This window comes from Halalkalicoccus sp. CGA53 (assembly GCF_036429475.1).
Classification (GTDB): Archaea; Halobacteriota; Halobacteria; order Halobacteriales; family Halalkalicoccaceae; genus Natronorarus; species Natronorarus salvus.
On sequence record NZ_CP144125.1, the window covers coordinates 1,007,330 to 1,030,574 of the forward strand.

General features: G+C 68.7%; 24 protein-coding genes. 9 read left to right on the forward strand and 15 right to left on the reverse strand.

The genetic code is table 11. The features are described from left to right. Positions 1–2: 2 nt before the first annotated feature. Entirely contained in the window at positions 3–1,235 is a 1,233-nt protein-coding gene (locus V2L32_RS06490; protein WP_331235663.1) for a translation initiation factor IF-2 subunit gamma, read from the reverse strand. A gap of 83 nt (positions 1,236–1,318) precedes the next feature. After that, positions 1,319–1,921 carry an OsmC family protein gene (locus V2L32_RS06495; protein WP_331235664.1) on the reverse strand — a complete coding sequence of 201 codons (603 nt, stop codon included), beginning with the start codon at positions 1,919–1,921 and terminating at the stop codon, positions 1,319–1,321. 109 nt (positions 1,922–2,030) lie between these two features. Between V2L32_RS06495 and V2L32_RS06500 the strand changes: the two genes are divergently transcribed. Beyond that, positions 2,031–2,918, forward strand: a complete 888-nt coding sequence (locus tag V2L32_RS06500; RefSeq protein ID WP_331235665.1) for an ArsR/SmtB family transcription factor — start codon at positions 2,031–2,033, stop codon at positions 2,916–2,918. Between the two features lie 68 nt (positions 2,919–2,986). Further along, entirely contained in the window at positions 2,987–3,562 is a 576-nt protein-coding gene (locus V2L32_RS06505) for a hypothetical protein (RefSeq protein WP_331235666.1), read from the forward strand. Here the strand turns inward: V2L32_RS06505 and V2L32_RS06510 are convergent, their stop codons facing one another. Then, complete coding sequence (locus V2L32_RS06510) at positions 3,563–4,201, reverse strand: DsbA family protein (RefSeq protein ID WP_331235667.1); 639 nt, start codon at positions 4,199–4,201, stop codon at positions 3,563–3,565. A 157-nt stretch (positions 4,202–4,358) separates the two neighbouring features. Here V2L32_RS06510 and V2L32_RS06515 point away from each other — a divergent pair, with 157 nt between their 5' ends. Beyond that, positions 4,359–4,871 carry a hypothetical protein gene (locus tag V2L32_RS06515; protein ID WP_331235668.1) on the forward strand — a complete coding sequence of 171 codons (513 nt, stop codon included), beginning with the start codon at positions 4,359–4,361 and terminating at the stop codon, positions 4,869–4,871. A gap of 32 nt (positions 4,872–4,903) precedes the next feature. Beyond that, positions 4,904–5,860, forward strand: a complete 957-nt coding sequence (locus tag V2L32_RS06520; RefSeq protein ID WP_331235669.1) for a DUF5787 family protein — start codon at positions 4,904–4,906, stop codon at positions 5,858–5,860. Here V2L32_RS06520 and V2L32_RS06525 read toward each other — a convergent pair. The 4 genes from V2L32_RS06525 to V2L32_RS06540 form a co-directional block, all read right to left on the reverse strand. Next, positions 5,857–6,459, reverse strand: coding sequence for a hypothetical protein (locus V2L32_RS06525; protein WP_331235670.1), 603 nt, complete (start codon positions 6,457–6,459; stop codon positions 5,857–5,859). The genes V2L32_RS06520 and V2L32_RS06525 overlap by 4 nt on opposite strands. Then, positions 6,443–7,282, reverse strand: a complete 840-nt coding sequence (locus V2L32_RS06530) for a DsbA family protein (RefSeq protein ID WP_331235671.1) — start codon at positions 7,280–7,282, stop codon at positions 6,443–6,445. Before V2L32_RS06530 ends, V2L32_RS06525 begins: the two co-directional genes overlap by 17 nt. 184 nt (positions 7,283–7,466) lie before the next feature. After that, on the reverse strand, positions 7,467–8,285 hold the full coding sequence (locus V2L32_RS06535) for an MBL fold metallo-hydrolase (RefSeq protein ID WP_331235672.1): 819 nt from the start codon (positions 8,283–8,285) through the stop codon (positions 7,467–7,469). A 1-nt stretch (position 8,286) separates the two neighbouring features. Further along, positions 8,287–9,648, reverse strand: coding sequence for an ATP-binding protein (locus tag V2L32_RS06540; RefSeq protein ID WP_331235673.1), 1,362 nt, complete (start codon positions 9,646–9,648; stop codon positions 8,287–8,289). Between the two features lie 163 nt (positions 9,649–9,811). On the opposite strand from V2L32_RS06540, the gene V2L32_RS06545 reads away from it, so the two are divergent. Next, positions 9,812–10,804, forward strand: a complete 993-nt coding sequence (locus tag V2L32_RS06545; protein ID WP_331235674.1) for an AI-2E family transporter — start codon at positions 9,812–9,814, stop codon at positions 10,802–10,804. On the opposite strand, the gene V2L32_RS06550 is transcribed toward V2L32_RS06545, so the two are convergent. Both V2L32_RS06550 and V2L32_RS06555 read right to left on the reverse strand, forming a co-directional pair. Beyond that, on the reverse strand, positions 10,789–11,475 hold the full coding sequence (locus V2L32_RS06550; RefSeq protein ID WP_331235675.1) for a hypothetical protein: 687 nt from the start codon (positions 11,473–11,475) through the stop codon (positions 10,789–10,791). The two genes, V2L32_RS06545 and V2L32_RS06550, sit on opposite strands and share 16 nt — an antisense overlap. Positions 11,476–11,522: 47 nt before the next feature. Then, positions 11,523–11,975: a bifunctional nuclease family protein gene (locus tag V2L32_RS06555; RefSeq protein WP_331235676.1), complete on the reverse strand. Its 453-nt coding sequence runs from the start codon at positions 11,973–11,975 to the stop codon at positions 11,523–11,525. Between the two features lie 91 nt (positions 11,976–12,066). On the opposite strand from V2L32_RS06555, the gene V2L32_RS06560 reads away from it, so the two are divergent. Both V2L32_RS06560 and V2L32_RS06565 read left to right on the forward strand, forming a co-directional pair. Continuing rightward, on the forward strand, positions 12,067–13,476 hold the full coding sequence (locus tag V2L32_RS06560; protein WP_331235677.1) for a hypothetical protein: 1,410 nt from the start codon (positions 12,067–12,069) through the stop codon (positions 13,474–13,476). Between the two features lie 51 nt (positions 13,477–13,527). Further along, the gene (locus V2L32_RS06565; RefSeq protein WP_331235678.1) at positions 13,528–14,673 is read left to right on the forward strand and encodes a thiolase family protein; all 1,146 of its coding nucleotides are present in this window, start codon (positions 13,528–13,530) and stop codon (positions 14,671–14,673) included. Positions 14,674–14,821: 148 nt separating this feature from the next. On the opposite strand, the gene V2L32_RS06570 is transcribed toward V2L32_RS06565, so the two are convergent. After that, positions 14,822–15,448 (reverse strand): MBL fold metallo-hydrolase, encoded by a 627-nt coding sequence (locus tag V2L32_RS06570; protein WP_331235679.1) that lies wholly within the window; start codon positions 15,446–15,448, stop codon positions 14,822–14,824. 106 nt (positions 15,449–15,554) lie between these two features. On the opposite strand from V2L32_RS06570, the gene V2L32_RS06575 reads away from it, so the two are divergent. Then, positions 15,555–16,505 (forward strand): carbohydrate kinase family protein, encoded by a 951-nt coding sequence (locus V2L32_RS06575; RefSeq protein ID WP_331235680.1) that lies wholly within the window; start codon positions 15,555–15,557, stop codon positions 16,503–16,505. Here V2L32_RS06575 and V2L32_RS06580 read toward each other — a convergent pair. From V2L32_RS06580 to V2L32_RS06600, 5 genes are all read right to left on the reverse strand, one after another. Continuing rightward, positions 16,498–17,310, reverse strand: a complete 813-nt coding sequence (locus tag V2L32_RS06580) for a BtpA/SgcQ family protein (protein WP_331235681.1) — start codon at positions 17,308–17,310, stop codon at positions 16,498–16,500. The genes V2L32_RS06575 and V2L32_RS06580 overlap by 8 nt on opposite strands. Before the next feature lie 24 nt (positions 17,311–17,334). After that, on the reverse strand, positions 17,335–18,792 hold the full coding sequence (locus V2L32_RS06585; protein ID WP_331235682.1) for an ethanolamine ammonia-lyase reactivating factor EutA: 1,458 nt from the start codon (positions 18,790–18,792) through the stop codon (positions 17,335–17,337). Between the two features lie 24 nt (positions 18,793–18,816). Then, positions 18,817–19,599, reverse strand: a complete 783-nt coding sequence (gene eutC / locus V2L32_RS06590) for an ethanolamine ammonia-lyase subunit EutC (RefSeq protein WP_331235683.1) — start codon at positions 19,597–19,599, stop codon at positions 18,817–18,819. A 2-nt stretch (positions 19,600–19,601) separates the two neighbouring features. Beyond that, on the reverse strand, positions 19,602–20,960 hold the full coding sequence (locus tag V2L32_RS06595) for an ethanolamine ammonia-lyase subunit EutB (protein ID WP_331235684.1): 1,359 nt from the start codon (positions 20,958–20,960) through the stop codon (positions 19,602–19,604). A 96-nt stretch (positions 20,961–21,056) separates the two neighbouring features. After that, complete coding sequence (locus V2L32_RS06600) at positions 21,057–21,758, reverse strand: SDR family NAD(P)-dependent oxidoreductase (RefSeq protein WP_331235685.1); 702 nt, start codon at positions 21,756–21,758, stop codon at positions 21,057–21,059. 99 nt (positions 21,759–21,857) lie between these two features. Here V2L32_RS06600 and V2L32_RS06605 point away from each other — a divergent pair, with 99 nt between their 5' ends. After that, positions 21,858–23,162 carry an ArgE/DapE family deacylase gene (locus V2L32_RS06605; protein ID WP_331235686.1) on the forward strand — a complete coding sequence of 435 codons (1,305 nt, stop codon included), beginning with the start codon at positions 21,858–21,860 and terminating at the stop codon, positions 23,160–23,162. Positions 23,163–23,245: the final 83 nt, after the last annotated feature.

Below are 23,245 nucleotides of genomic sequence, written 5' to 3' on the forward strand. Positions count from 1 at the left end.
CGTCACCCGCGGAGCGTGCCGATGCCGATCAGCCGCCAGCGCGTCCCGACTCGGCGGTTCATCGCGATGGCCGCTCCGATGGGCGCACAGACCGGCCGTTTCAGTGCGACCTCGCACTCGCCGTCGCGCGCGCTCGTCACCGCGCCGACGGTCGTGGCGGTGCCGACGGTCATCATCAGCGGCTCTCCCGTACTGATCTCCTCGATCTCCTCGTCGCTGCCGACGACGCGCTCTAGCAGCTCGACGTCCATCGTAAAGGAGTCCCACGTCGGCGGCAGGCTCCCCGGCGGCCCGGCGACCTGCCCGGCCAGCGAGTCCCCCTTCGTCAGGCTCGGATCGAGGCCGGTCCCGACGCCGAGCAACCCTCCAGGGGTGGCCGCCTCGACCATCTCCCCACCCGCCTGGATCGAGCGGATCTCGGTGGTGATCGGCTGCCACTCCGTCTGGCCGCCCTCCTCTACCTGTCTCCCCGGTCGGACCTCGATCTCGTCGCCGACGGTGAGCCTGCCGGAGACGAGGCTCCCGCCGATCACGCCCCCGAGGAGGTCCTCGTGGGTCGTTCCCGGCCGGTTGATGTCGAAGCTCCGCGCGACGTACATCCTGGCGTCGTCGTTCGGATCCCGTTCCGGCGTGGGGATCTCCTCCTCGATCGCCGCGATCAGGAGGTCTAAGTTCACCTCCTGGCCGGCGCTGATCGGGACGATCGGCGCGCCCTCGGCGACCGTACCGGAGACGAACTCCTCGATCTGGCGCTTGTTCTCGACCGCGCGGTCGCGGTCGACCAGGTCGAGTTTGTTCTGGGCGATGACGACGTTCTCGATGCCGATGATGTCGAGTGCCATCAGGTGCTCTTCGGTCTGGGGCTGCGGGACCGGATCGACCGCGCTGATCACCAGCACCGCGCCGTCCATCAGTGACGCCCCGGAGAGCATCGTCGCCATCAGCGTCTCGTGGCCCGGCGCGTCGACGAACGACACCGTCCGAACCGGTTCGCTCTCCGCGCCGTCCGGGCAAGTCTCCTCGACGGTGTAGCACTCGGGCGCCTCGACGCCGGGACACCGACGGAACGTCGTGTCGGCGTAGCCGAGCCGGATCGAGATGCCGCGTTTCATCTCCTCCGAGTGCTTGTCGGTCCAGTCGCCCGAGAGCGCCTGCACCAGCGTCGTCTTCCCGTGATCGACGTGACCGACGAGTCCGATGTTCACCTCCGGTTGTCGTGTATATGTATCCGCCATAGAGAGGGTTTCTTCTAGTCGTTTCGCCCCGAACGACTGATAAACCCACCGTTCTCGTCGCTCGCTCTGGCCCGTGCCCTCGACTACGCCCGCTCCCACTTCAGTTCGACCGGGAGCTCCTCGCGGAGGAGCTCAGAGACGTGACACGTCCGTTCGCCCATCTCGACGATCCGGTCGACTGTGTCCTCCTCCGCCTCGCAGCCGTGAAGGCGGACGAGCAGGTCGATCGCCTCCACGCAGCCATCCGTGGGGTGGCCCTCCGTCTCCACCTCGATCGCCTCGAACGACACGTCCCGGATCCCGGCCTGGACCGCGATGCTCGACGAGAGGCACGCGGCGAGCGCGCCGAGGAAGTGGTCGATCGGCGTCGGGGCACGTCCACCGCCGAAGCGCTCGGAGACGTCGAACGTCCACCCGTGGGAGCCGACGGTCGCGGATCCGGATCGATCCGCCGAGCACGTCGCGCTCACCCGTCGCTCGGGGAGGGCGGCATCGGGCATCTCCTCTCGGCGCGTCGCCCGCAGACCGTCCCGGTCGTCGACGACCCCCTCGATTTCGGTCTCGGGTTCGACCACCGCGATCGCGTCCCCGTCGGACACGGACTCGCCCTCCGAGACGAGCCACTCGACGAGGACGGCCCCGGTCGTCTCGCGCTCGGGCCCCGGGAGTCGTAGCGTGAGTTCCACGGGGGTCGGTTGGACGACCGATCGGATCAATCGTGCGCCTACAGTAAAGCGAAGCTACAGGAATCGAGTTCAGCGAACGCTTTTACCGCCGTTCGTCGTTCGTTCGTCCATGAGCGAACGGACACAGCCCGTCATCGCCGACGACCTCGAGCGGTGTGCGGAGCCGGCCAACGCCTTCTCCGTCGTCGCGAACGAGACGCGACTGTCGATCCTGATGGCGCTCTGGCGCGCCGACGGCGTGACGAGCTTCACCGATCTCCATCGAGCCGTGGGTCTCCGCGACAGCGCGCAGTTCAACTACCACCTCCAGAAGCTCACCGACGCGTTCGTCCGACCGCGCGAGGGCGGCTACGAACTCCGCTACGCGGGCGAGAAGGTCGTTCGTGCCGTTCTCTCGGGTTCGTTCGTCGAGACGCCGGCCATCGAGCCGTTCGCCCTCGACGCGTCGTGTGTGGCCTGCGGACGCGACCTCCGGGCGCGCTACGCCGACGAGCAGTTCTCGATCGACTGCGTGAGCTGTGGGACCCGGTTCGGCCGGTATCCGTTCCCGCCGGGCGGGTTCACCGACAGGACGAGGGCGGAGGTGATGGACGCGTTCAACCAGCGCGTGCGTCACCTGCACTGTCTGGCCGCAGACGGCGTCTGTCACGAGTGCAACGGTCGGATGCGGACCCGGTTCGTCCGCGACGACGAGCGCTTCGCCGCGGGCGTCTCCGTCACCCATCGCTGCGAGCAGTGTCGCCACCGGCTCCACTCGCCGATCGGCCTCACGCTGCTCGACCACTCCGGCGTCGTCGCGTTCCACAGAGAGCACGGCGTCGACCTCTGTCGGGTGCCGTACTGGCGGCTCGCGTGGTGTGTCGGCGACGACGCGCTGACCGTCCTCTCGGAGGACCCCTGGGAGGTCCGCATCGACGTCTCGCTGGGTGACGAGACGCTCTCGGTGTGGATCGACGAGACGCTCGCCGTCACCGCGATGGATCGCACGGGGGACTGATCTGATCTCCCGCTCGCGTTCGAGAACCGAACCACGAACGGCATAGGCCGGGCGGGCGAACGCTCGCTATGACACCGCGATCGATCCCCCCGCTCGCCTACGCCGCGGGCACGTTCGTCCTCGTCTCCGCCACCGTCCACCTCGGCCTCGGCCTCTCGGGGCTCTACGAGTGGCTCGTCCTCGGGACCGAGGGCGCGCTCAGACCGCTCGCGATGCTCGTCGCCGCCGTACTCGCCTACGGCCTCGTAACGACCTACGTCACGGGAGCGCTCGCGCCGATGACCGTCCATCTCGTCGGCGCGGTGCTGATGGCGCTCTACCTGACGGCCTACGCCGACGTCCACGCCTTCGGCGTCGTCGAGGCCACCACGGGCTTCGACCTGGGCGGTCACGGTCCCGACCACGGTCACACCGGCCACGACGACGGACATGGACACGATCACAACGGACACGGGCACGACCACAACGGGCACGGCGACGACCACGATCACGATCGGAACGGGCACGATCACGGCCACGACGGTCCGACGACCGAGGTCCTAATCGAACACCTGCGGGCGGACGCGTTCGCGCTCGTCTCGAAACTCGCCGAAGTCGGTGCCCTCGTCTCGTTCGCGGCGCTCGCGCTCGTCGACCGGCGCTGACTACCGCTCCGCCTCGATCGCGTCGCTCACGGCCTCGACACTCCACTCCTCGAGGAACTCGTCGTTGACGACCACGGTCGGGGTGCCCTCGACGCCCCGGTCGATCCCCGCCTGTCGGCTCTCGACGATCTGCTCGCAGAAGGGCTCCTCGTCGATCGCCTCGCGGACCGTCGCCTCGTCGGCCCCGTGGCTCGCGGCCAGCGCCGCCAGCGAGTCCGCCTCGTACTCGCCCTGCAGTTCGTACACCTCCGCGCCGAAGTCGACGTACGCCTCCTCGCCAGCGTCCTCCAACACCGCGAGCGCGGCGTTCGGCACCTTCCACGACCAGGTGTCGTCGACGGGGATCGGGAAGTCGTGGGTGTGGTAGCTGATCTCGCCCGGCTCGACGTATCGATCCTTGATCTCGGGCGCGACGTCGAGTTCGTAGGTCCGACACGAGGGACAGGCGAAATCCTCGTAGACCTCGACCTCGATCCCGGAGTCCGGGTCGCCCATCGCCGGCACGTCGACCTCGCGTTGCTCTCCGGAACAGTCGCCCTCGGCGCCGCCGTCGTCGCCGAGACAGCCGGCCGTCCCGACCGTGCCGGCCGCCCCGACCGCGAGCAGCACCTCGCGGCGCGTCGGGAGTCGTCGCTGCATGTCGGGCAGTTAGACGGGAACCGCATACGACTGTCGGTCCGACCCCGGACCGGCCCGTCGTCGGATCGCGGAATGCCCTCCTCAGTCCGCCGATCGTGTGCCCGTTTCGTCTCTGTGGCCAGTTAGTATTTATGTGTCCTGACGTTTTTTCCGGTCGATGGAGCGAGAAGGCCTCGGCGGCGAGCGCGGCCCCGACGGGCGGCGTCACTTCCCGAGCTACCGGCCGGGCTGTTACCACGGCAGGGTCGAGGACTGCTGTCTCCTCTGTTACCTCAGACAGGTGGGCCGACTCGTGACGCGGCCGGTCGGCCGCCCCGCCGACGAGCGCCCGACGGTCGGCCGGTCGGCCGATCGGACCGTGATGACCGTCTCGGCGCCGGAGTCGCTCACGCTCAGCGAGCCGGCGGTCGTCATCGTCCACGGCCACGAGCGGATCGCGACCGAGGGTGACCGCGTCAGGATCGAGCGTCCGGAGACGATCGCGGTCCAGGCCGAGATGCCGATCGTGATCAAGGGCGCCCGTTCGGCCGTGATCGTCGACGAGTCGCTCGTCATGAGCGACGACACCGCCCAGCTCCCGGAGGGAGAGTCGGGCCGACTCGTCTCCTTTCCCTATCCCGAACGGGTAGCGGTCTCCGAACCGACGGAGCTCGTCGTCGGTCGGGAGTGAGCTTTTCTCCCCCCGGCGCCTCCCCGAGACCGGTGTCGGAGTACGCCTTCGAACTCGCGCTCTGTGCCCGACTGGAGGACGGCGAGCGGATCGTCTCCCGACAGCTCGGCGGGGCGGTCCGTGCGCCCGGCAACCGGATCCTCGACGTGGTCTGTGTCGAGCCCGGTCCCGAGTTCTCCGACAGGGCCGCGATCACCCCGGAGACGATCCCGCCGCTCGCGATCGAGGCGGGCATCGGCGTCGGTCGCGCCCGCGACCCCCACGGGCTGATCGACGCCCACCCGGAGTTCGCCCGGGAGGCGGTCGACGAGGCCGTCGACGTCGGCTTCTTCGAGCGCGAGCGACGGGACGGCCGCGACCTCGTTCGCCAGACGGCCCGCTATCCCGACTGGTTCGGCGCGATCACGGCGATCGAGAACAAACCAGACCTCGCCGCGCCGGGCGACCTGGAGCGACAGCTGCGGACCGACGTGAGTCTCGGTCTCGTGGACCGGGTGATCCTCGCGACCGAGAGCTACGTCACCCGCGCACACCTCAACCGGCTCCCCGAGGAGGTCGGTGTCTGGCGCGTGCAGGGTGGGATCGAGGTGATCCGGGAGCCCACGCGGCTCACCCCTGCCGAACCGGGAATCGAGATCCTGGATCGGGAGCCGCTCCGAACGGACGTGGCGGTCGTCTCGGCGAGTGAAAAGGCGAAAAAGCGCCGCCGGATCGGCGAACGCGCCTACGGAAAGGGCTGGCGGCCGGCGCTGCCGGCGTGTGCGAACGTCGGGGTGGGGAGCGTCGCCGGCTCCGGTGGACTTCCACACTGTACCTACTACGACGAGGTGGTGAACCCGGCGGGCTGTGGCCCGGACTGTCCGGGCTACGAGGAGGGTGCGGTACCGGAGTTCGACGCGGCCGCCGAGCGCGAGGCGAACTCGCCGTGGGTCGCGGAGCCCGATGGACGAGTACGGAGACAGGTCGGGCTGGATCGCTTTTCGGGCTAGTCCCGGATGTCGATCGGACAGCCGCGGATCGTCGCCCCGCGCATCCCGTCGGCGAGCCAGTGCAGCGAGAGCACGAGCGCGAGGATGGCGGCGAGGGCGAACTCCATCCCGTCCAGCGGAAGCGTCACCGAGATGCCGAAGACACCGAGGATGCCGAAGAACCCGGCGAGCACGGCCGAGCCACAGGCCGCACAGCCCGCACCGAGCGTTCCGAGGACGACGCCGCCGAAGCTGCCCGAACTCGCGCCGAGCGAGAGGTTGTGCTCTCTGAGGTGGTAGACCAGTAGTGCGATGTTCGTCCCCGTGAGGACGCCCGTGAGGACGAGCAAGATCGAGGAGAGGGTGCCGAAACCGTCGCCGATGAACGGGTAGAGGTTCACGAGGATTCCCAGCCTGTTCTCCATCGGCAGCGGCCCGAAGACCACCAGATCGCGCACGAGCGCGACGTTCTGTGCGACGACGAACGTGGTGATCCCGATGAGACCGGTGACCGCCGCGATGGCGGCGTAGAGCGGGCTCACGAGCACGAGCCGGGTCGTCCGGCCCATCCGCTGCCAGTCGGCCGAGCGCATCGGCAGCCAGCTAGAGCGAGAGCGCATTCTCGAACACCTCCGCGCTCTGGTTGCCCTCGATGGTCGTCAGGTACTCGCCCTCCCTGAACAGGTAGAACGTCGGTACCCCCTCGATTCCCGCCTCTCTCGCCGCAGCGATCGTGTTCTCTATCATCCCTGTGTGTGTCTCTATCTCCGCCGCCTCGACGACCGCATCGGGCTCCTCGACGATCCGGTGGAGGAACTCCTCGGTTCGCTCTATGACGTTCCCCTCGTCCAGCCCGTCCTGCTCGCGGTAGTAGAACTCCGCGAGCGACCAGAACGCCGCCTCGCCCTCGCGTTCGAGCGTCTCGTAGAGCGCGTGCGTCGCCGGGACGTTCCAGCCGGTGTCGAGGCCGGGAATCGCCCGGTAGACGTACGCGAGCTCGCCGCCGTCGATGTACGCCGACGAGAGCTCCTCGTAGGCGCCCTGGTGGAACTCGCGACAGAGCGGACAGCTGACATCCGAGACGTCGACGATCGTTGCCGTCGCGGTCGCCGGATCGCCGCGCGTCGGGAGTGACCCGAGGTCGGCCGCGAGCGGGTGGTCCCGCGGGGTGTTCTCCGTCTCGTCGGAGCCCTCCTCGCCGCCGTCAGCCGTCTCTCCCTCCTCGCTCTCGTCGCCCCTGCCGTCGTCAGCGCCCTCCGGCTCCGAGGTATCGTCCGAGTCCGAACCCGTCGCTCCCGGGTCGTCGTCCGATCCCGGGGTGTCGTCGTCCGATACCCCGTCTCCCTGCTCTCCACCGTCCACGTCGCCGGCGTCGTCGTCCAGACAGCCGGCGAGACATCCCACTGCCATGGCGGAGAGCAGCACCTCCCGCCGTCCTGGCATTGTCGAGTGCTGGACGGTGCGACCCATAAACCTTCTGAAACCGTGGGGGACGGCCCGTCGCGGCCGTTTTCGCCGGACAGCACGCCGGAGGTCGTGATACGGTCGTCCGACCGAGGGTATCAGCTACCACGCACATTTCGGGACCTGCCCGACCGGCGACCGGATCGCAGACGGAACAGGTGATCTACAGGACGTACCGTTCGCCGTCGACGGCGAGCGGCGCGGCGAACGCCTCCTCGACCGGGTAGAAGTGTGCGACGTGGACGAGTCGGGTCTCCTCGGCGCCGAGATCGTCGGCGAGCGCGAGCGCGCCCTCGCGGGTCATGTGTTTCGAGCCGAACGTCCGGGGGACCCCGGTTTCGTCTCGGTGTCTCCCGCCGATCGGGTGGTGCTCGCAGAGCGAGGCGGGGACGATCGCGTCCGCGAGCAGCAGGTCCGGCTCGGAGAGCACCTCCCTCGCCCGGTCGCCGATCCCGTAGCTCGTATCGCCCGAAAGCGAGAGCTTCGCCCCCTCGTGCTCGATCGTGAGCCCGTAACAGAGCAGCGGGGGGTGGTCGACTGGGACGAACGTCACCTCGAACCCACAGGTGGTGAAGGGTTCGTAGGGTCGCTGCTCGCTGACGGTGATCCGATCGAGGTAGTCGTACTTCTCCCGGATCGTCCCGGCGACGCTCGTGCCGGTGACCGGATCGACCTCGTCCGCCGCGTGCACGGGGAGGTCCGAGAAGAGCCGGTAGGTGTTGCCCAGGCCGTCCAGGTGGTCGAAGTGGACGTGCGTGACGATGCCGGCGTCCGGTAACGCGACGTCATGGGTGAGAAACTGTGCGCGAAAGTCGGGGCTGAAGTCCACCAGCAGCGACTCCCCCGTCTCCTCGTTCTCGACGTGCACCGAAAAGCGACTGCGCTCGATACCGTTCTCGATGGCGTACGTACAGGTCTCACAGTCACAGCCGGCAGTCGGCGTCCCGGTGGTGTCGCCGGTGCCGAGCAGCGTCACCCGCATCTCAGTGGTCGTGATCGTGGTCGTGGTCGTGGTCGTGTCCGCCGTCGCCCGTCGGGGTCCCGCCCGCGACGAGCGCCTCGTGGTCGCCCTCGATCATGTCGAGTGACTTCAGCGTGTCGCGCTCCTCGAAGTCGACGATCGCGTCGAGGAGGTCGCGCTGGGTGAGCGTCCGTCGGTTCTCCGTCAGCGCCTCGAGCACCGCCTCGCGCAGCACGAGTCGGAGGTCGCTCCCGGTGAGTCCCTCCGTCCTGGCGGCGATCTCCTCGGGGTCGAACTCGCTGATCTCCATCTGCCGGGTGATCACCCGGGCGATGTCCGCGCGCATCCCCTCGTCCGGCTTCGGGAAGTTGACGATCTCGTCGAACCGCCGCCAGGCGGCGGCGTCGAGTTGGTCCGGGTGGTTCGTCGCGCCGATCAGGAGCACGTCGTCGCGGATCAGGCTCACCTCGTCGATCGATTTCAGGAGGGTGTTCACCGCCCGCTTGATCGCGGCGTGCTCGTCGCTTCGCCTCGTCTTCGCGACGAAGTCGAACTCGTCGATGAAGAGGATACACGGCGCGAGCCGTTTCGCCACCTCGAACACCTTGTCGACGTTCTTCGCCGTCTCGCCGAGGTACTGTGAGGTGATCATCGACAGCTTCACCTCGACGAACGGCAGGTCGAGGTCGTGGGCGATCGCCCGCGAGGCGGTCGTCTTCCCCGTCCCCGGCGGACCGACGAACAGCAGTTTCCCGATCTCTCGCAGGCCGATCGCCGCGAGGTAGTCGCGGTGTTCGATCGCCTTCACGACCTTCTCGATCTCGTCCTCCTGGTCCGGGGTGAGTACGAGGTCCTCTAAGGTCATCTCGATCTCCTCGGGCGCGCGGATGTCCACGAGGTCGAGCATGTCCGCGTCCTCCTCGTCCTCGGCGTCGAAGTAGGTCTCGAGCAGTTTGTCGATCCACATCCGATCGGCTTGGATCGGCCGGGTGTTCGTCCGCGCGGCCTGCGGGTCCGGCTCGAAGCCGAGGTCGAACTCGCCGGCGGCGTAGAGGGCCGAGAGCGCCGGGTTCGCCGCGAGTCGATTCTCGGTGATCCGGCCCGCGAGCCACTCGGCGGCCATCTCCGGCTGGGTGAGCGAGAGCTTGCCGGTGAACTCCTCGCGGGTCGTGAACATGAACTCCGAGACGGCGTCCCACGGGTCGGCGCTCTCGGTCACCTCGCGGGCGAGACCCTCGGTCACCGTGAGAGGGCGTTCGATCGTCCCGTCGTGCCAGAACGCCGCCCGGTAGCGGGGAGGAAGGTCGTTCTCGTCGAGGTCCTGATCGTCGTTGTAGGCGTGTGCCGTCAGCAACAACTCGACCACGTCGAGCGGGTCACTCATTCCCGATGACTTGGAATGGGAGAATCTTAACGCCGTCGTTACGAACGCGCGACTCCTCCCTGTGGAGGTCGAACGCTCTCGGCGGGAAACGGGGTGTCCGATCGAGATCGTCCGTCCGTGCGCGCGCCGGTACGCTCTTTGTCGCTGACCCTGAGGGGCCGACATGAACCAGCAGCGGGCGTTCGTCCTCCTCGCCATCGCGATCTCGGCGCTCGTCTCGCTCTGGATCGTCCTTCCCTTCCTCCAGTACGTCCTCGCGGCGGTGATCCTCGCGTACGTCCTCTTCCCGATTCACGCCCGCCTCGCCCCGCGAATCGGCCGTCGTGCGTCGCCGGTCCTGCTCATCGTCCTCACGCTCGTCGCCGTGATCCTCCCGCTGATCTACGTCGGGACGGTGCTCTATCGCGACCTGCTCGAACTCGCCCAGGGCGAGACCGCCCTCGACGCAGAGACGCTCGAAGCCCGCATCGAGGAGAGCACTGGGCAGACGGTCGACGTCCAGAGCGCGCTCGTCGACGTGGGCGAGGCGCTCGTCGAAGTCCTGTTCGGGAGCGTCACGCAGGTCGTCGGCGTGACGTTCACCGCGACGCTCGGTCTCGCGCTCACGCTCTTTCTCGTCTACTACACCCTCCGGGACGGCCCGGCGTTCGTCGACTGGGCCGCCGACGTGATCCCGCTCCCGCCGGACGTCACCGCTGACCTCTTCGACCAGATCCACCGCACGACCTGGGGCGTCGTCATCGGCCACATCTCCGTCGCGGTGATCCAGGGCCTCGTCGGCGGCGTCGGCCTCTACTTCGCGGGCGTGCCGAACGTCGTCTTCTGGACGTTCGTGATGATCGTTCTGGCACTCTTACCGCTGATCGGTGCGTTCATCATCTGGGGACCGGCCGCGATCTACCTCGTCGCCGTCGACCAGGTCGTTCCGGGGGTCGCGCTCGCGGTCTACGGCATCGTCGTCGTGAGCATGATCGACAACTACGCCCGACCCATCGTGATCGACCGCGAGGCCCACCTCAACCCCGGCGTGATCCTCGTCGGCGTCTTCGGCGGCGTCTACACGCTCGGCTTCACGGGGCTGTTCATCGGACCCATCGTCATCGGCGTGCTCGCGGCAACGCTCGCGACCTTCCGCGAGGACTACGACCGGCTGTAGTCGTCGCGGTCGTCGTCGACGTGATCGCTCGCGGTCCACGCCCCGTCTCCCGGCTCCTCGGGTTCGGGCTCCTCTGGCTCGTCGTCGGCCTGAAACCGGTTCCAGAGGTGGATCGAGAGCCCGCCGAAGCCGACGGCGGTGAGAAAGAGCGTGAGGAAGCCGACGAGCGGGATCAGCGAGAGGAGCGTGACGGCGAGCAGCCCCCCGACGAACGCCCAGCCCAGGGAGACACCCTCGCGGTCGAGGACGCCCGCGAGGACGAACCCGACCGACACCGCGATCATCGCCTCCGAGAGGAGACCGGCGACGAACAGGGCGATCGCCCCGGGGACGGCGAGCAGCAGCCCGACCACCGTGATCGCGAGGACGAAGAGGGCGACGATCAGCCCGACGAACAGCCCCACTCCGACGAGCCCACAGAGCACGGGGGAGTCACGGATCTCGCGGTCGACGCCCCGGACGAAGTCGGGGACGGCGAGCACCGCGATCCCACCGACGACGAACACCAGCCCCATGTAGAGGAGCGTACCGAGGGCCGTGACGAACAGGTTCAGGACGGGATCGGCCATCGGGTCGCCGGTCGGGGGCTGGCCCCCCTGGGCGACGGCGGTACCCGGGAACGCGAGGAGGAGGGCGAGCGATCCGAGGAGAGTTCGTCCGAAGCGTGTCATATCGGGGCGCACACGGATCGGGATGAAAAGCCTTCGGGCGAAGCTCTTCAGGCCGGCTCGTCGAAGTCGAGTTCGTCGAACTCCTCGGGCGAGTGTGCGGCCTCGTCGAGCACCTCGTCAGAGACGACGACCGGACAGCCCAGTCGCACCGCGAGCGCGATGGCGTCCGAGGGTCGTGCGTCGAGCACCAGCTTCTTGCGCTCGCCGCCGTGGTACTGCTCGGCGTCGATCTTCGCGTAGAACGTGCCCCCGGAGAGGTCGTCGATTCGCACCCTGTCTATCGCGCCGCCGAACTCGGCGATCATGTCGACGAAGAGGTCGTGAGTGAGGGGGCGCTCGAACGGCACCTCCTCGACGGCGAGCTGGATCGACTGTGCCTGGTCGTAGCTGACGAAGATCGGGAGCAGTTCACCCCGTGCCTCGAGGACGACGGCCGGCGCCCCGCCACCCTCGTCGTCGACGCTGATCCCGACCCCGCGGATCTCGGCCTCGTGGTCCATACCGGGAGAACGCTCTACAGGGGCAAAAACGGACGGGGCTGCACGCTCGGGGCGAAGCCTCATCCGACCGGGGCGATTCGAGGCAGGTAGAATGCGTACGACTGCCCGGTCGAGGGGGTTCTGGGGGTTCTACCGGGAGTACACCGAGAGCGCCGTCCACACGGCGTCACTCGTGGCGCTCACCGCCCTCGGACTGCTCTCGACCGTCGACCGCTGGTTCATCCCGCTCGCGGTCGCCGCCTACGTCGTGCCGGCGCTCTCGCTCTATCTCGGGACCCGGGGGCCTGCCGAGCGGGAACGGACCGGGGAGGAGGTCCGGCCGTCCGGGGCGACCCGGGAGCACGACGACGAGCGCCCTCCCGCGGAACCGACCGAGGAAGGCGCTCCCAGCCCGCGACGCGAGTCCCCACCCCGGGAGCGACGGACCGGGAGGACGGACGAAGCGGACGGGGACGGAGAGCAGGAGCCACGGGACCGGGGGGTATCGACGCCGACGGAGGACGAAACGCCGACCGAGACCGACGAACCGACTGAAACGGAAACCCGGACCGAAACCGAAGAGCCGATTGAAACGAAGGAGCCGACCGAGACGGACGACGGGGGGACGGGTGAGGAGAACGGGGAGAACGAACGGGAGTGGCGGGCGGTCGAAACCACGGCCGAGGTGTCGCTGACCGACGTCACCGGTGCGGACGGGTGCGCGTTCGCCGTCGGCGAGGCCGGCACGCTACTCGCCCGGACCGACGGTGGCTGGGAGACGGTGCTCGAGGAGGGTCCGACCGGGCGCTCGACCGACCTCTCTTCGGTCTCCGTGAGCGAGGACGGAGAGCGCGTCTGGATGGCGGGCGACGGCGGGGTTCTCGCCTCGTACGACCCGGAGAGCGGACGGGTGACCGATCGGTCGGCACCGCTCGACATCACGAGTTCGTGGACGGACTGCGCGGCCGTCGGGGCCGCGGGCGAGGAGACGATCACGCTGCTCACCGGCTCCGGCGAGGTGGTTCGCGGGACGGTCTCGGGAACCGAAATCAAGTGGGACGAGCCGGTGAAACCCGGGAGCGGGTCGAGTGCGACGGGCGCTGCGTTCGCCGAGGGCGTCGGCTACGTCTGTGATTCGAACGCGAGCGTGTTCGAGATTCGAGAGCACGAGTTCGAACGGATCGGCGTCGAGGACGGTGGGTCGTTCACCGACATCGCCGCGAGCGCGCCGAGTGAGGTCTCCGCCGTCGCGTCCGACGGCTCGGTCCACCGGTACGACGGGACGACGTGGACGCGGTCTGCGGCGAGCGAGGGCGCGCTCACGGGGATCGATCTCGCCGGGGATCGAGGACTCGTCTGTAGCGACGCTGGTGAACTCCTCGACCGTGAGTCGCCGGGGTGGGAGGCCGCGGAGGTGCCGACGGACGAGGGGTTGAACGCCGTCGTGCTCGACGTTGGCGGAGTGGACCTCGCGGTCGGCGATAGCGGGACCGTACTCGAACGCGGAATAAACTCCGCGTGAGCGGGCGACGGTTGTGACACACTTACGGTCGTGACCGTCCAACGACGAACCATGTCAGCAGCGACCACCCCGGTGATCGTCGAGGCGCGACGGACCCCGCTCGGCAAGGAGGACGGAGCGTTCGCCGACGTCAGGAGCGAGGACCTCTCGATCGCGCTCGTGAACGAGATCCTCGCGGAGACGGCGCTCTCGGGCGAGGAGGTAGACGACCTGATGTGGGGCTGTGCCCAGCAGCGCGGCGAGCAGGACAACAACGTCGCGCGCGTGATCGCGCTGCTCTCGGAACTCGGTGAGGGCGTCCCGGCGACCACGATCAACCGCTGGTGTGCCTCCTCGATGCAGGCGGTCGCGAGCGCGAGCGACGCGATCCGTGCGGGCAGCCGCGAGGTCGTGATCGCCGGCGGGGTCGAGTCCATGTCTCGCGTGCCGATGGGCGAGGGCCACGGCCACCTCCACCCCGGACTCGCCGACGCGTACAACGTCGGCGAACTGATGATGGGGATGACCGCGGAGAAAGTAGCTGAGAAGTTCGGCGTGAGCCGGGCGGACCAGGACGCGTTCGCGCTGCGCAGTCACGAGCGGGCGGCCGAGGCGACCGAGTCCGGCCGCTTCGCGGACGAGATCGTGCCCGTGGAGACCGAGGAGGGAACCGTCGACCGCGACGAGGGGATCCGCTACGACACCTCGATGGAGGCGCTCGGCTCGCTCCCGACGGTGTTCAAGGGTGACGGCACGGTGACGCCCGGAAACGCCTCGCAGATCACCGACGGCGCGGCGGCGACGCTGGTGACCAGTGAGGCGTTCGCCGACGAGCACGGCCTGGAGGTGCTCGCGTCCGTAGGGAACAACGCCGTCGCGGGCGTCGACCCGACGATCATGGGGATCGGACCGGTGCCGGCGACCGAGGCGCTCCTGAGGAAGACCGGCGGGGAGATCGACGAGTACGACCTGGTCGAGATCAACGAGGCGTTCGCGAGCCAGTGCGAGTACTCCCGGCGCGAACTCGGAATCGAGAAGGACCGGTTGAACGTCAACGGCGGGGCGATCGCCATCGGCCACCCGCTCGGCGCGAGCGGGGCGCGGCTCCCGGTAACGCTGATCCACGAACTCAGAAAGCGCGGCGGCGGTCGGGGACTCGCGACGCTCTGTGTCGGCTTCGGGCAGGGGATGGCGATCGAGTTCGACGTGAACCGATAGGGATCATCGTAGGAGTTCATACGTTCTCGGTTGCGAACCGAACGACGCCGGAGACGTGTGAGCCCACGAGATCCGGGTGGCTACGATGATCCCATGAGCGGTCGCGAGAAACCGACGTCGGCGGTCGACGATCGGGTCGAGGAGGCCGTCACGGTTTCCCGGGGAAGTTGACGTACCGGTCGAGTTTCTCCCGGGCGTCCTCCATCACGGACGAGCCGTGATAGACGAGACCCACGTCGAACTCGTACGCGAGCAGTGCCTCGAGACTGCGTTCGGCCTCGTCGAGGTCCTGTGAGTAGACCGCCGGTGGGAGGTGGAAGTACCCGGCGGGCAGTCCGCGCTGATCGGCCCCCGAGACGGCATCGCCCATAACCGCGATCCCGGCGTCCTCGTCGATCAGGGCGTGGTTGTCGGGTTCGTGTCCGGGGACGTGCACCGCCGTGAACCGGCCGATTCGGTCGCCGTCGCCGTACCGGTGGTCCGGGGCGTGGTAGGCGTCGATATCCGTCTGCCTGGGCACCCACGTCTCGAGGTCGTACCGGTCGACCATCGCGTCGAACCCCCCGACGTGATCCCCGTCGCCGTGCGTGACGATTAGCCGCTCCGGGTCGACGCCGACGTCGGCGACGCCGTCGAACACCGCTTCGGCCGTGTCGGCGAACCCGGCGTCGAGTAGCGTTGGTGTCTCACCGGCGAACAGGAACACCCGGTACCGCTTTCCACTGTCCACCCGACACGTGATGTCGTACACACCGTTTGCGATCTCTCTCGGCATGCCTCTCCATCGCTGTCCGACGCAAAAAGGTGGGTGGACGAGAGGTGCCAGCGGTGGACGTCGAACCGACGAACACCTTTCTTCCCCCGGTGGCTCCTCCCACACGATGAACGAGGGCTCCGAATCGAGTGGCCCCGAGGTGATCTGTCTCGGCAGCGCGCTCGTGGACGAGGAGTACCTGCTCTCGAACCTCCCGGGACCTGACGGCGGCGCGTACGTCAAAGAGCGGGCCGAGAGCTTCGGCGGGGTCGGGGCGAACGCCGCCGTCGCGCTCTCGCGATACGGTCGCGGGGTGGGGATGATCACCCGCGTCGGCGAGGACGAGCGCGGCGAGCGCGTCGTGGAGAACCTCGCGTTGGAGGGAGTCGGCACACGCGGGATCAGCCACGGCCCCGAGCCCTCGACCTACTGCATGGTGTTCCGCGACGACACGGGCGAGCGCTTCATAATCACCGGCGGCGAGAGTACGCGAAACCTCCGGCTCGACGACGGGGACCACGAGAGGCTCCGGTCGGCGGACCTCGTCGTCGCGAACGCCTACTGTCCCGACCGGGTGAGCCGGGACCTCGCCGATCTCGCGCGCTCCGGCGTCCCGGCGAGCTTCGATCTCACCGGTCCGATCGCCGAACTGGAGGACCGGGGAACCGAACGGGAGACGCTCGACGCCCTCCTCCCGGGGCTCTCGCTGTTCGTCTGCGGCGGGGTCGCGGCGGAGTCGTACCTGGGGGTCCGTGGTCGCGAGGCGGTCGACGCCCTCAGGGAACGCGGCGTCGAGCGCGGTGCGTTCACCCGGGGGGAGGAGGGGGCGATCCTCTGGGAGGGCGATTGTGTGACCTCGATCCCCGCGTTCGAGGTCGACGTCGTCGACACGACCGGCGCAGGCGACGCCTTCCACGCGGCGCTCGTCCACCGCTGGCTGCTCGGCGGGAGAGAGATGGCGGAGGCAGGCCGGTTCGCGGCCGCGGCCGGTGCGCTCAACTGCACCACCGAGGGCGCTCGTGGCGGGCTGGCGAGCGAGGACGAGGTCGAGGCGTTCCTCGCGGAACGGACTACCTGATCGCGTCCGCCGCGTCGACCACCCGTCTCACGCGATCCGGATCGACCGGGTTCGTCGTCTCGCCGCCCTCCTTCAGCGACGTGCCGACGATCACCCCGTCGGCGACCGAGAGTAGGTCGGTGACCGAGTCGGCGGTGACGCCGCTGCCGACGAAGACGGGCGTGTCGAGTCCGTACTCCTCCCGCTCGGTGGCGGCCCGCTCGACCGCCTCGAGCGAGGTCTTCCGCCCGGTGCCGGAGCCGCTTACGACCACGCCGTCGGCGAGCCCTCTCTCTGCCGTATCGGCGAACTCCTCCGCCGAGAACTCCCCTCCCAGGGGAACGGAGTGTTTCACGTCGAGATCCGCCAGCAACGCGACGTCGGCATCGAGACGCTCGCGCAGGCGCACCGTCTCGTGGGCTCGCCCCTCGAGGAGGCCCTGATCGGCGACCCGCGCCCCGGTGTGGACGTTCACGCGGACGAACTCCGCGCCGGTCGCGGCGGCTACCGAGAGCGCCGCTTCCGCGTCGTTCCGGAGCACGTTCACCCCCACGGGGAGCGCGACCGAGTGGGTGATGTCGGCGACGAGCGCGGTCATCGAGGCGACGGCGTGCGCGGGCACGGAATCTGGGTAGAACGGGGCGTCGCCGAAGTTCTCGACCAGGATCGCGTCGACACCGCCTTCCGAGAGCGCACGGGCGTCGCGCAGCGCCGCCTCCCGGATCGCGTCGCGGTCGCCGCCGTATCGCGGCGCGCCCGGCAGCGGAGCGAGGTGGACCATGCCGACGACGGGTCGCCCAGTACCGAAGACCGACTGGAGGTTCATACGGTGGGTTTCGGTGGCGCTCCGTTAACCGTTCCCCTCGCTCGCTTCGTCGAACGCGAGCGTCTTCACCACCACCGGAACCGCCTCTCCGCCACGGAACGGCTCGCCGACGTCGAGGTAGTCGCCCTCCCCGACCCGGAGTTCGTCGATCGCGAGCAGCGTCCGCTCGCACCCGTCCGCTCCGCGGACCGCCCCGGCGAGCGCTTTCGCGCAGTTCTGTCGGGTCACGACCACCGGCACGAGATCGGACGGAAGCTCGGACCGCGCGTCCGCGAACGCAGCTCCGACGTCCCGAATCCGGTCGTAGCCGAGTACCCCGATATCCTCGATCGAGAGCGCGAGCGCGTCGAGATCGACGAGATCGTAGAGCGCCGTGGCCCGTTCGACGGTCTCCTCGAACGCGGCCCGTAGCTCGGACTCGCCCTCGTACTCGCTCAGATCGCCCACCGAGACGACCGGGACGTTCCGCAACGGGAGGTGTGCTGGATCGACCGCGACCGTCCGGCCGCTGAACGTCGTCGTCTCCGTTCCGGCTCCGATCACCGTCGCGCGGATGTCCTCCGGGATGTCGAGGTGGCGCCACCCGGAGATGACGGGGTGATCCCGGATCGCCCGCGCGAGATCCGATCCCAGATCGCCGTAGGAAAGCGGGTCCTCGAGTGGAGTACGAACCAGCCGGCCCACACCCCCCGTGAAGGCCAGTGCGTCGATCTCAACCGATTCCGTGGGGAGGTCCTCGATCGCCAGTTCTCGGGACTGCTCCTCGAACGGCGGCCCCGAGAGCAGGTCGGCGAGTCGATCGGCCATCGCGTCGGCGAGCACCCGACGCTCCCCTTCGTCGATCGGCTCGCCGACCGAGAGCGCGATCCCCTGGCTCTCGGCGAGGCGCCGAACGGGTTCCGAGACCCCTGTGACGATCTCACTGGAGTCGAACCGGAGGAGCCGTCCCCCGACGTCGAGACAGCGTGTCTCTCTCAAACCACCGCCCTCGAAGATCGCCGCGTTCGTCGTTCCGCCGCCGACGTCGACGTTCGCGACGGTCTCACCCGTTCTCGCGGCGTACGCGGCGGCACCCGAGCCCCGCGCGGCCAGGACCGCCTCGAGCGACGCGCCCGCGACCGCCGAAACGAACGTACCCGAATCGGCCGCGAGGCGGTGAGCCAGCGGCTCGGCGTTTTCTTTCCTCGCAGTCTCGCCGGTGACGATCACCGCCCCCGTGTCGATCCCCTCGGGCGAGACGCCCGCCTCCGCCAGATCGCTCTCGACGAGCGCGAGGACCCCTTCGATATCGACCGTCTCCGGGTCGAGCAGCGGCGTCTCGTGGATCGGGCCGCGGAACACGATCTCGCGATCCGTGATCCGCGGGGAGGCCGCGCCGTCGTACGGGCTCACCTCGACACGGAGCCGGCTCACGACCGTCTGCGTCGTCGTCGTACCCACGTCGACGCCGACGCTGGTGATCGTCTCGGTGCGGTCCGCCATGGTTCGGGGAACGTCGGGGAGGGATTAGCCCTTCTGGAACTCGCGGTCGTTTCCCCCTAGATCCAGCCCGCTCGCCCGCTTCTCCAGCATCTCCGCGAGCAGATCGGCGATCGCCGCACCGGCTTCGACCGCCGGCAACCCTCCGGAGTGGACGTTCGAGATGACCGACTTCTTCGCCGTCGGTGCGCCGCGCTCCGGCCCGTAGACGAAGTACGCGCTCAGGCTCTCGGCGGTCGCGAGCCCCGGTCGCTCGCCGATCAGGTTCACGCAGGCCTCCGCGCCGAGGGTCTCGCCCACCGCGTCCATCACGTCGACGCGGCCGTACTCGACGAACACGGGCGTTCCGACCGAGATCCCTCGCTCGTCCAGCCCGTCGAGCAAAGCGGGCAGCAGATCTCGGAGATTCGCCTCGACCGCCGTCGCCGAGAGGCCGTCACAGACGACGATCTGGACCTCGGGGTCGGCTTCACAGCCCTCTCGTAGCTCTCTCACCGTCTCCTCGGAGATCTCTCGCCCTCTATCCGGTCGGGCGAGGTACTCCTCCGTATCGGAGACGAGCGATCGCACTCTGTACAGGCCCAACTCGTCGAGCAGATCCTCACTCACCCGCGAGAAGACCGCGTCGCGGGCGACCCCGTGGTCCGCGCGGAACTCGAGTAGCGTCTCGGTCCGGGGCCGCGGTCCAGCCCGGCCGACGCCGAGCCGGGAGGGGTTACGTTCGGCGATTCGGCGGAGCCGGTCGTCGTCCACGCTCGGCCCTCCGCCCTCGCCCCGTTCGTCGTCCGTCTCGTGTGTCTCGCTCGCCATGGTCAGGTGAAGATCGTCGGGTCGCCCGCCCGCTCGGTCAGCCGGCCGTCGCGCCATATCCCCATCTCGGAGAGCCACTCCCGGAACTCCGGCGTCGGTCCCTTGTCGTAAACCTCCCAGAGCGCGGCGGCGTCGTGGTAGCTGTTCGACTGGTAGTTGAGCATCACGTCGTCGCCCATCGGCACGCTGATGAAGTAGTTCGCACCCGCGGCCGTGAGCAACACCGCGAGGTTCTCGATGTCGTTCTGGTCCGCCTGGATGTGGTTCGTGTAGCAGGCGTCGATGCCCATCGGGATGCCGTGGAGCTGGCCCATGAAGACGTCCTCTAAGCCGGCGCGGGTCACCTGCCGGGCGTCGTAGAGGTACTCCGGGCCGATGAACCCCACGACCGTGTTCACGAGGAACGGGTCGTAGCGCTTCGCGAGACCGTAACACCGCGATTCGAGCGTGAGCTGGTCGACCCCCTCGTGGGCCTCGCCGGAGAGCTCGGATCCCTGGCCCGTCTCGAAGTAGGTGACGTTCGGCCCCGACGAGGTACAGCGTTTCTGCGCGACCCTGTGTGCCTCGTCGAGGCTCTCGACGTCGACGCCGAACTCGTCGTTCCCCTTCTCGGTGCCCGCGAGGCTCTGGAAGAGCATGTCCGCGGGTGCGCCCTCCTCGATCGCTTCGACCTGCGTTGAGACGTGCGCGAGACAGCAGTTCTGTGTCGGTACCTCCCACTCGCGGATGAACTCGTGGGTCGCCTCGAGGATCGCTGTCGTCGTCCCCACGCCGTCCTCGACCGGGTTGATCCCGATCACCGCGTCGCCGACGCCGTAGGAGAGCCCCTCGCGCGTGGAGTCGATGATCCGCCCCACGTCGTCGGACGGATCGTTCGGCTGGAGGCGAAACGAGAGCGTTCCGGACTGGCCGACGGTCGTGTTGCAGGTCGCGGGGACCGACATCTTCGACGTCGCGAGCACGAGGTCCATGTTCGACATGAGCTTCGCGACCGCGGCGATCACCTCGCTCGTGAGCCCCGCCCTGATTCGGGCGATCTCGTGCTCGCCAGTCGACTCCGAGAGCAGGAACTCCCTGAGGTCGGAGACCGTCCACTCGCGGATCTCGTCGTAGACCGGCTCCCGGACGCTCTCCTGGATGACTCGGGTCACCTCGTCGCGCTCTTCGGGAACGACCGGATTCTCGCGTAGCGTCTCGATCGTCGTCCCGGCGAGCGCGCGCTTCGCCGCGACCCGCTCGGCGTCGGAGTCGGCGGCGATCCCCGCCAGCTGGTCGCCGGTCTTCGGCTCGTTCGCCTTCGCCAGCACCTCCCGGAGCGAGTCGAAGCCGCTGCCCTCAGGGGCCGTGTCGTGAACTGCCATGGCACATCGACCGGCCATAAGAGGGGGGTACGCTTCACCGTTCGCCGCTTCGTACGAAAGTCGAGTTGGTGAGGAGAAAGCGACGTTTCACAGGGTTCACCAGTCGATCACCGCCCGATCCCGCCAGAACCGCCCACCGGGCGAGCCGGGAGCGAACCGACAGAGCCAGATCGGCGTCTCCGCACCCTCCTCGGGGCTCTTCGTCGCGTTCGGCCCGCCGAGGTCCGTCCGAACCCACCCGGGACAGACCGCGTTCGCGAGCAGCTCCGGCCCGAACTCGCCGTGTAGCGCGACCGTGAGCGCGTTCAGTCCTGCCTTCGAGATCCGGTAGGCGGTCGCGCCGCCGCTCATCCCCTCGCCCAGCGCGCCCATCCCGCTCGAGAGGTTCACGACGCGCGCACCCTCGCGTTCGAGCAACAGCGGCAGCGCGCGACGGGTGAGCATCACCGGCCCGCGGAGGTTGATCGCGAGGACCGAATCGATCTGCTCTCTCGGCTCCTCGACGAGCGTCTGTCCGACTCCGGGGCCGATCCCCGCGTTGTTCACGAGCACGTCGAGCCGTCCTGCTTCGTTCTCTACTCGCTCGATCGCCGCGTCGACCGTCGTGTCGTCGGTTACGTCGAGTTTGATCACGGTCCCGCCCTCGGGTGGGTCGACGCCCTCGGTCGAACGGGAGCCGGCGTAGACGGTCGCGTCGAGGTCGGCGAGGCCGTCGGCGATCACGCGTCCCATGCCGCGGTTCGCGCCCGTGACGAGCGCGACCTGTCCCGAGAGCGAGCCGTGGAGTTCGATGTCCATGGAAAGGGTACGCACGGCGAGGAAATACCCGTAGCGACGCCGGGTGGAGCGGGCAGCCGGGACGTGAACGTTTACCTCGCAGCCCCGAGAGCGCCCGACATGGACGGGGAACTGGAGGAATGGATCGAGGAGGCGGTACGGGAACGCGAGGACGAGCTGCTGGAACTGCTCTCGCGGCTCGTCGCGGAGCCGACCGTGACCGGAAACGAGGCGCCCGGACAGGCGGTGATGGTCGAGGCGTTCGAGTCGCTCGGGCTGGAGCCGAACACGTGGGAGCCCGATCCCGAGGAGCTTCGCGATCACCCCGGCTTCTTCGAGACGAGTTCAGGTATCGAAACGGGCTACGAGGGGCGCGAGAACGTCGTCGCGCGGCTCTCCGGTGCCGGTGAGGGGCCGACGCTCGCGCTCTCTGGACACATCGACGTGGTGCCCGCGACGCCCGAAGACGAGTGGACGAGCGATCCCTGGGGGGTCAGGAGGGATGGCGACCGGGTCTACGGCCGCGGAACCTCGGACATGAAGGGTGGACTGGCAGCGATCGTCACGGCGGTCTCGGTCCTCCAGGCGCTCGAAATCGAGCTCTCGGGCGATCTCCTCCTCCAGAGCACGATCGAGGAGGAAGACGGCGGCTGTGGCGGCCTGCTCTCGGCGCTCGAACGTGGCTACGTCCCCGACGCGGCGATCGTCCCCGAACCGTTTTCCCTCCCGAACGTCGGCATCGCGAGCGCGGGCGTGATGTTCTTCCGGATCTCCGTTCCTGGCAGAAGCGCCCACGCCGCCTGGGGCCATCAGGGCGTGAGCGCGCTGGAGAAGGCGGAACTCGTCACCAGGGAGCTCCGCGAGCTGAACCGGAAGCGCCAGGGCGAGATCGACTTCGTACCCGCGAGAGCCGCCGATCCAGATCTCGAAGGGCACGTCACGAACATCAACGTCGGGACGGTCGAGGGCGGGGACTGGCCGGCGACGGTCCCCGGCGAGGTCGTGCTCGGCTGTCGGGTCGGCTGGCCGCCGGGCGAAACTCGATCGGAGATCAGAGAGGGGATCGAGGCCGCGGTGGGGCGGGCCGCGGACGGCGACGAGTGGCTCGCCGAACACCCACCCGAGGTCGAGTGGTTCGGCTGGAACGCCGAACCGCACGAGGTCGACCGTGAGGCGGAGATCGTCCGACTCTCGAAACGCCACGCCGAGCGGATCACGGGCGAGGAGGGCGAGTTCGTCGGGGGGAACGCCGCGCTCGACGAGCGCTTCTACGCGAACTACTACGACGTGCCGGTCGCGACGGTCGGGCCGTACGGCCCGAACCTCCACTCGGTCGACGAGTACACGACCGTCTCGTCGCTGCTCGACACGGCGGCGACGCTCGCCTGTACGGCAGTCGAATTCTGTGGCGTCGAGGGGCAGTAAGGATCGGGACGAGAACCGGGGACCGAGAGGAGAAGTGCCCAGGGACCGATTCGGTCTGCTGTAACGATTTCCCGGCGCAACAG

Bases quoted from the DNA above. Each gene is read 5' to 3' on its own strand.
- eutC (WP_331235683.1), bottom strand. From the start codon at position 19,599: ATGGCGAGCGAGACACACGAGACGGACGACGAACGGGGCGAGGGCGGA.
- V2L32_RS06570 (WP_331235679.1), bottom strand. From the start codon at position 15,448: ATGCCGAGAGAGATCGCAAACGGTGTGTACGACATCACGTGTCGGGTG.
- V2L32_RS06490 (WP_331235663.1), bottom strand. From the start codon at position 1,235: ATGGCGGATACATATACACGACAACCGGAGGTGAACATCGGACTCGTC.
- V2L32_RS06500 (WP_331235665.1), top strand. From the start codon at position 2,031: ATGAGCGAACGGACACAGCCCGTCATCGCCGACGACCTCGAGCGGTGT.
- V2L32_RS06510 (WP_331235667.1), bottom strand. From the start codon at position 4,201: ATGCAGCGACGACTCCCGACGCGCCGCGAGGTGCTGCTCGCGGTCGGG.
- V2L32_RS06505 (WP_331235666.1), top strand. From the start codon at position 2,987: ATGACACCGCGATCGATCCCCCCGCTCGCCTACGCCGCGGGCACGTTC.
- V2L32_RS06540 (WP_331235673.1), bottom strand. From the start codon at position 9,648: ATGAGTGACCCGCTCGACGTGGTCGAGTTGTTGCTGACGGCACACGCC.
- V2L32_RS06515 (WP_331235668.1), top strand. From the start codon at position 4,359: ATGGAGCGAGAAGGCCTCGGCGGCGAGCGCGGCCCCGACGGGCGGCGT.
- V2L32_RS06600 (WP_331235685.1), bottom strand. From the start codon at position 21,758: ATGGACATCGAACTCCACGGCTCGCTCTCGGGACAGGTCGCGCTCGTC.
- V2L32_RS06605 (WP_331235686.1), top strand. From the start codon at position 21,858: ATGGACGGGGAACTGGAGGAATGGATCGAGGAGGCGGTACGGGAACGC.
- V2L32_RS06535 (WP_331235672.1), bottom strand. From the start codon at position 8,285: ATGCGGGTGACGCTGCTCGGCACCGGCGACACCACCGGGACGCCGACT.
- V2L32_RS06530 (WP_331235671.1), bottom strand. From the start codon at position 7,282: ATGCCAGGACGGCGGGAGGTGCTGCTCTCCGCCATGGCAGTGGGATGT.
- V2L32_RS06545 (WP_331235674.1), top strand. From the start codon at position 9,812: ATGAACCAGCAGCGGGCGTTCGTCCTCCTCGCCATCGCGATCTCGGCG.
- V2L32_RS06555 (WP_331235676.1), bottom strand. From the start codon at position 11,975: ATGGACCACGAGGCCGAGATCCGCGGGGTCGGGATCAGCGTCGACGAC.
- V2L32_RS06525 (WP_331235670.1), bottom strand. From the start codon at position 6,459: ATGCGCTCTCGCTCTAGCTGGCTGCCGATGCGCTCGGCCGACTGGCAG.
- V2L32_RS06580 (WP_331235681.1), bottom strand. From the start codon at position 17,310: ATGAACCTCCAGTCGGTCTTCGGTACTGGGCGACCCGTCGTCGGCATG.
- V2L32_RS06550 (WP_331235675.1), bottom strand. From the start codon at position 11,475: ATGACACGCTTCGGACGAACTCTCCTCGGATCGCTCGCCCTCCTCCTC.
- V2L32_RS06560 (WP_331235677.1), top strand. From the start codon at position 12,067: ATGCGTACGACTGCCCGGTCGAGGGGGTTCTGGGGGTTCTACCGGGAG.
- V2L32_RS06585 (WP_331235682.1), bottom strand. From the start codon at position 18,792: ATGGCGGACCGCACCGAGACGATCACCAGCGTCGGCGTCGACGTGGGT.
- V2L32_RS06565 (WP_331235678.1), top strand. From the start codon at position 13,528: ATGTCAGCAGCGACCACCCCGGTGATCGTCGAGGCGCGACGGACCCCG.
- V2L32_RS06575 (WP_331235680.1), top strand. From the start codon at position 15,555: ATGAACGAGGGCTCCGAATCGAGTGGCCCCGAGGTGATCTGTCTCGGC.
- V2L32_RS06595 (WP_331235684.1), bottom strand. From the start codon at position 20,960: ATGGCAGTTCACGACACGGCCCCTGAGGGCAGCGGCTTCGACTCGCTC.